The organism is Actinomadura sp. HBU206391, assembly GCF_014323665.1.
Lineage (GTDB): Bacteria > Actinomycetota > Actinomycetes > Streptosporangiales > Streptosporangiaceae > Actinomadura_C.
In genome coordinates, this window is record NZ_JABVEB010000320.1 from 1 (window position 1) to 5,568 (window position 5,568).

General features: G+C 67.5%; 7 protein-coding genes. 6 read left to right on the forward strand and 1 reads right to left on the reverse strand.

Annotation, left to right across the window (positions count from 1 at the left end):
- From HKK72_RS35285 to HKK72_RS35300, 4 genes are all read left to right on the forward strand, one after another.
- A partial coding sequence (locus HKK72_RS35285; protein ID WP_222721549.1) for an STAS domain-containing protein occupies positions 1-441 on the forward strand: 441 nt, incomplete at its 5' end.
- Between the two features lies 1 nt (position 442).
- The gene (locus HKK72_RS35290) at positions 443-847 is read left to right on the forward strand and encodes an anti-sigma regulatory factor (protein ID WP_187238749.1); all 405 of its coding nucleotides are present in this window, start codon (positions 443-445) and stop codon (positions 845-847) included.
- Positions 848-870: 23 nt separating this feature from the next.
- The gene (locus HKK72_RS35295) at positions 871-1,905 is read left to right on the forward strand and encodes a SpoIIE family protein phosphatase (RefSeq protein WP_222721550.1); all 1,035 of its coding nucleotides are present in this window, start codon (positions 871-873) and stop codon (positions 1,903-1,905) included.
- Positions 1,902-3,056, forward strand: coding sequence for a PAS domain S-box protein (locus tag HKK72_RS35300; protein WP_187238751.1), 1,155 nt, complete (start codon positions 1,902-1,904; stop codon positions 3,054-3,056). The genes HKK72_RS35295 and HKK72_RS35300 overlap by 4 nt, the downstream gene beginning before the upstream one ends.
- A 126-nt stretch (positions 3,057-3,182) precedes the next feature.
- Here HKK72_RS35300 and HKK72_RS35305 read toward each other — a convergent pair whose 3' ends face one another.
- Positions 3,183-3,848: a response regulator gene (locus HKK72_RS35305; RefSeq protein ID WP_187238752.1), complete on the reverse strand. Its 666-nt coding sequence runs from the start codon at positions 3,846-3,848 to the stop codon at positions 3,183-3,185.
- Between the two features lie 279 nt (positions 3,849-4,127).
- On the opposite strand from HKK72_RS35305, the gene HKK72_RS35310 reads away from it, so the two are divergent.
- Positions 4,128-4,673, forward strand: coding sequence for a DoxX family membrane protein (locus tag HKK72_RS35310; protein ID WP_187238753.1), 546 nt, complete (start codon positions 4,128-4,130; stop codon positions 4,671-4,673).
- Positions 4,674-4,807: 134 nt separating this feature from the next.
- Positions 4,808-5,482, forward strand: coding sequence for a CBS domain-containing protein (locus tag HKK72_RS35315; RefSeq protein ID WP_187238754.1), 675 nt, complete (start codon positions 4,808-4,810; stop codon positions 5,480-5,482).
- Positions 5,483-5,568: the final 86 nt, after the last annotated feature.

Below are 5,568 nucleotides of genomic sequence, written 5' to 3' on the forward strand. Positions count from 1 at the left end.
TGGCCGACCGCGCGGGCGAAGCGAGGGCCGCGGGCGCGACGGTCACCGACGCGACAGGCCGACATGAGTGAGGTCGTCCCCATCATGCGAATCGGGGACACCCTCCTGATCAGCCTGCAAGGGGATCTCGACGACACCACGGTGCTGCGGATTGAGGACCAGCTGACAAGGGAGGTCGCCCGCACGCAGGCGACGGGCACGTTGATCGATGTCAGTGGGCTGACCATGGTGGATTCCTTCATCGCCAGGGTCATCACGCGGATCGTCGGGATGATCCGGTTGCTGGGTTCGCAGGCGGCGGTCGTGGGGATCCAGCCTGCGGTGGCCATCACCCTGGTCGAGCTCGGTGTGCCCATGGGCCACCTCGACACCGCACTGAACGCCGAGCAGGGCATGGCGCTGCTGCGCAGGCTTCGTGACTACGGCGATCGAGCCGACTGACATGGACGAGGTCGTCTTGGCCATCGCCGCAGAGGCCGATCTCATCCGGGTCCGCCGGGAGCTGCGGGCGCAGTCACAGCGAGCCGGGCTGGGGCTCGTCGACCAGACCAAGCTCATCACCGCCGGGAGCGAGCTCGCGCGCAACATCCTGACCTACGCCACTGGCTCTGTAGGCACTGTGCGTGTCGAGTACGTCCAAGCCGACGGCCGCCGCGGGATCAAGGCCACGTTCACCGACCACGGTCCAGGCATCGAGGACATCGAGGCGGCGCTCACCGACGGGTTCAGCACGAACCGGAGCCTCGGGCTCGGTCTGCCCGGGTCCAGGCGGCTGACCGACGAGATGACGATCACCTCGGCCAAGGGGTCGGGCACCACGGTTATGATCGTTAAATGGGCGCGCTGAGCCGGCGGGCGCATCGTCGCCGCGTGATACGGACGGACGAGGACGTCGGCGCGCTCCGCCGAGAAGTGGCCGTGTTGGCTGCGGGCCTGCCCGGCCTCCGACATGGCGACGTGGAGTTGGTGGCGACCGAGCTCGCCACGAACATCATCCGGCATACGACAACCGGCGGGTACGTCCTGTACCGCCAGACAGCCGGTGGGATCGAACTTCTGGCGATCGATCACGGTCCGGGGGGGCGGCCGGCCGGCACACCGCCGTGGGCGGTGCCGTCACGGCTTGGTCAGACGAGGCTGCGACCGTTCCGCGGCGACGGGCTCGGCGTGGGACTGGCGGCGGTGCAGCGCCTCGCCTCGGCCTTCGACTGCTACTCCGAGCCTGGTGGGACGGTCATCCTCGCCCGTCTGGGCCTGCCCACGCCGGTCACGGCGGGACGGTGGCGATGGGGCGGCGTGAACGTCCCGCTCGGCGGTGTCGGCGAGTCCGGTGATGCCTGGGCGGTAACAGCGAAGCAGCACCTCGCGGCGCTGGTCGTCGACGGGCTGGGGCATGGCCCGGCCGCCGCCATGGCGGCCCGGGCCGCGGTCACACTGTTCGAGCGGCAGGAGGTGACAGACCTTGACGGTTTCGTCCGGCGCGCGCATGAGGCCATGCGCGGCACCCGCGGTGGCGTGATGGGGGTCTGTCTGATCGATCCCGAGCGGGATGAGCTGACCTATGCGGGAGTGGGCAACATCAGCGGGCGGGTACTGCTCCGCGGTGACAGTCACACCCTGCTGGGTCGCGACGGCACCCTTGGCACGGAGCTGCCCCCTCCTCGCATCCGCCTCGCCCGGTATCCGTGGGGACCTGGTGCCACGCTGCTCCTCGCCTCCGACGGGATCCGCAGCCGATGGGATGCGGCGTCCTACCCGAAGCTGCTCCACCACGATCCAGCGGTCATCGCGGCCACGCTGCAGCGTGCCCACGGGCGGGGAAACGACGATACGACCGTGCTCGTCGTCCACGACACGCGGGATCGTGAACTGCGGAGCGCCCCTGGCGAAGGCGGCGGCCCATGAGAAGCGAACCCGATCGGCGACTGGCCGAGGCGCTGGAGGCGCTCGCCGAGCGGGAGAACGAACTCGAGACCTACCGGCAGAAGGTCGGCGACCTCAACTCCGAGCTCGAACAGACCAATCGAGGGCTCATCGCGCTGCTGGCCGAACTCGAGGAGGCGAGGCAGGCCGAGTCGGACCTCGCCGCGATCGTGCAGTCCTCCGACGACGCGATGTTCTCCATGAGCTCTGACGGGCTCATCCAGACATGGAACCTGGGCGCGGAACGGCTGTTCGGCCACAGCACGGCCGAGGTGGTCGGCCGGCCGGTCGGCATGCTCATGCTCACCGAGGCGCGTGATGACTTCGAGGAGGCGGTAACGCGGACCAGAAGCGGTGGGCGGGCTGAGACCTACGACACCCGATTTTCTCGTAGCGACGGCTCCCCGGTCGACGTGGCCGTCACCCTCTCGGCGATGCGGGACCCTGGCGGCGCCCTGACGGGCTTCGCCGTGGTCCTCCGGAACGTCACCGACCGGCTGAGGATCCAGGCTGAACTGGCGGCCGCCCGAGCCGATCAAGAGGTGATGATCGACCGGGACCGGATCGCCCGTGACCTGCACGACATGGTCATTCAACGCGTCTTCGGCGCCGGCCTTGCCCTCCAGGCCGTCGCCAGTCTGATCACCCATCCCAGTGTGTCGGCACGCCTGCAGGCCGTCATCGGTGAACTCGACGTCACGATCAGGGAACTGCGGACGGCCATCTACGACCTCCACAGCCGCCCTCAGCAGGCGACCACCCTGCGGGATCAGCTCCTCGATCTAACCTCGATGGCGGCGGAGGGACTCGGTTTCACCCCCACCGTCAGCTTCCATGGCCCCGTTGACACCGCGGTGCCCGATGAGGTGATCATCCACCTCTTGGCGGTCGTCAGGGAGGCTCTCTCCAACATCGCTCGCCACTCCGGCGCCTCGGCCGCGGAACTGACGCTCAGCGCCGGTACCGAACTCGTGCTGAACGTGACCGACAACGGGCATGGCCTCGGCACGGTCACCCGAACCAGCGGACTGAGGAACCTACGGGATCGGGCACAAGCCCTCGGCGGCGCCTTCGAGGCGACCGGCCGGCCCGGTAACGGCACGAGCCTCGAATGGCGCGTGCCGCTCTCGTAGGCGACAGAGCGCCGAAGCCCAGGCAGCAGGTGCTGATCATGCGCGACCCCCCACGGCCACGTTCGGACGAACAGCCTTGTTACCCGGACAGGCCGTGACTGTTCGGCCGGCCGGCTCTGTCGAGGGTCATTCGTCGGGGAGGGCGCGGGTCTCATTTGCTTTGAGCTGGGTGATGAAGCTGGCGGCTTGGGTGCGACGCTGCATGTCAAGTTTGGTGTAGAGGTTCGAGACGTAGTTCTTGACGGTTTTTTCGGCGAGGTGGAGGCGCTGGCCGATCTGGCGGTTGGTGAGGCCGTCGCCGATGAGGTCGAGGATGTGGCGTTCCTGCTCGGTGAGGGCGGCGAGGGGGTCTTTGCGGGTGTGACGTTCGCGTAGGAGGTGCAGCATCTGGGCGGTGCTGCGGGGGTCGAGGAGTGATTGACCGGTGGCGACGGTGCGGATGGCGCCGACCAGGTCCGAGCCGTGGATCTGTTTGAGGACGTAGCCGGCCGCGCCGGCCATGACGGCGTTGAACAGGGCTTCTTCGTCGGAGAAGGAGGTGAGCATGAGGCAGGCGATTTCAGGGTGGGTCGAGCGGATCTCGCGGCAGACGGTGACGCCGTCGCCGTCGGGGAGTCGTACGTCGAGTACGGCGACGTCTGGCCGAAGAGCGGGGATCCGAGCGAGAGCACGATGGGCGCTGTCGGCCTCGCCCACGACGTCGATATCGGGTTCGGCTTCGATGAGAGCGGCGACCCCGCGGCGTACGACCTCATGGTCGTCGAGGAGGAAGACCTTGATGGGGGCGGTCATGGCCGAGACGGTACCGGTCGGGACCGGCCTTCGATAGTGCGCCCCCGGTCCGTCGCGGCGCGCATGTTCTCGCGCCGCAGGGCCTGCCCGAAAACGGTACAGCGCTGAGCGTGAGCTTCCGCGAGCCCGGGAGGATGCGCCGATCTGAGAAGCGGGATCATGCCGGTCGGGGACGAAGGTCCTTTGGGCGTCCTCGCTTTCGCCTCTGCGGTGTAGTCGTCGTGCGGAGTTGAGTAAGGGACAGCCGGAGCGGTCCGGCACGTGGAAGAGGTGAGAGTGATGGCGGTCATCGACCGTAAGGCCGAGCGCGGGCACAGTGTCGGCTCGTCGCGTGGGGAGTCGCCCTACGTTCGTTATGTGTGGGCGGTCGCCCGGCTGTCGTTGGGTTGGGTGTTCTTGTGGGCGTTCGTGGACAAGGTGTTCGGGCTCGGGCACGGGACGGCCGGCAAGCAGGCATGGATCGAGGGCGGAAGCCCGACGCAGGGTTTCTTGAAGTCCGCGGCGGCCGGTCCGTTCAAGAGCTTCTACAACGACATCGCCGGTACGGCATGGGCGGACTGGCTGTTCATGCTGGGACTCGGTGCGATCGGGACGGCGCTGGTGCTGGGCATCGGCATCCGTGTCGCCGCGGTGGCGGGTGCGGCGATGCTGGTGATGATGTGGAGCGTCGTCCTCCCTCCGGAGAACAACCTGTTCATGGACGACCACCTCATCTACGCCCTGCTCGTCGTCGGGCTCGCGTTGGTCAGCGCCGGTGACACGCTCGGGTTCGGCCGTTGGTGGAGCGAGACCGGCCTGGTCCGGCGGTTCCCCGTGCTGAAGTGACCACCCCCGGGAGAGCACGAGGCCAACGGCCCGGCGCTCTCCCGGCGTTTGCGGCCTCGGTGGCACTGAACGCGTGACCGGCCTCCGAGGACGTGAAGCAAGTCTGCCCGCAGGGCGATAGCGAAGGAGACACCATGCAGACCGTGGTGAACGATGTCATGACCACTGAGGTCGTGGCGGTTCAAGAGAAGACATCGTTCAAGGACATCGTCGACCTCATGTACCGCCAACATGTGAACGCGTTTCCGGTGTTGGATTCGACCGGCCAGGTGCGTGGAGTCGTTTCGCAGAGCGACCTGCTGTTCAAGGAATCCGATCCGGATGTGGGCGAAGAATTCCACCTCAGCCCGGAGCGGAGGCGAGAGCAGCGCAAGGCCACCGGAACCATCGCAGCCGACGTCATGACGTCGCCGGTGATCACCGTGTCCGCTTCGGCCACGGTCGAGGAGGCCGCCCGCTCCATGCGCCGGCACAAGGTCGGTCAGCTCCCGGTGATCGACGTGTTGAGCGGCCGTCTCATCGGGATAGTGAGCCGCGCTGACGTGCTGGCCGTCTATCGCCGTCCGGACGCCGATATCCGACAGGACGTGCTCAGCCAGGTCATCGGACAGGAATCCGGGATGGACCCCGAACGGTTCGAGGTAGGTGTAGAGGACGGACGCGTCATCGTCAAGGGCAAGGTCGACGATCGCTCGCAGATTGCGCCGTTGATGCATGCCATCCGCCATGTGGAGGGCGTCGTCTCCGCGCAGGCACGCCTGGGCTATGAGGCCGATGACCTCTACGTCTACTTCCGTCCGTTCTGCTGATGTGACAGGCGCTGCCCGCTTGCCGTGTCAGACCGCCCGAACGCCTCATGGGTGAACGATCGCGTTCACCCGTGAGGCGCCGGCCG

What these genes read in the sequence shown, in the direction of transcription:
- HKK72_RS35290 (WP_187238749.1), top strand. Translation starts at nt 443, where the DNA reads ATGGACGAGGTCGTCTTGGCCATCGCCGCAGAGGCCGATCTCATCCGG.
- HKK72_RS35300 (WP_187238751.1), top strand. Translation starts at nt 1,902, where the DNA reads ATGAGAAGCGAACCCGATCGGCGACTGGCCGAGGCGCTGGAGGCGCTC.
- HKK72_RS35305 (WP_187238752.1), bottom strand. Translation starts at nt 3,848, where the DNA reads ATGACCGCCCCCATCAAGGTCTTCCTCCTCGACGACCATGAGGTCGTA.
- HKK72_RS35310 (WP_187238753.1), top strand. Translation starts at nt 4,128, where the DNA reads ATGGCGGTCATCGACCGTAAGGCCGAGCGCGGGCACAGTGTCGGCTCG.
- HKK72_RS35315 (WP_187238754.1), top strand. Translation starts at nt 4,808, where the DNA reads ATGCAGACCGTGGTGAACGATGTCATGACCACTGAGGTCGTGGCGGTT.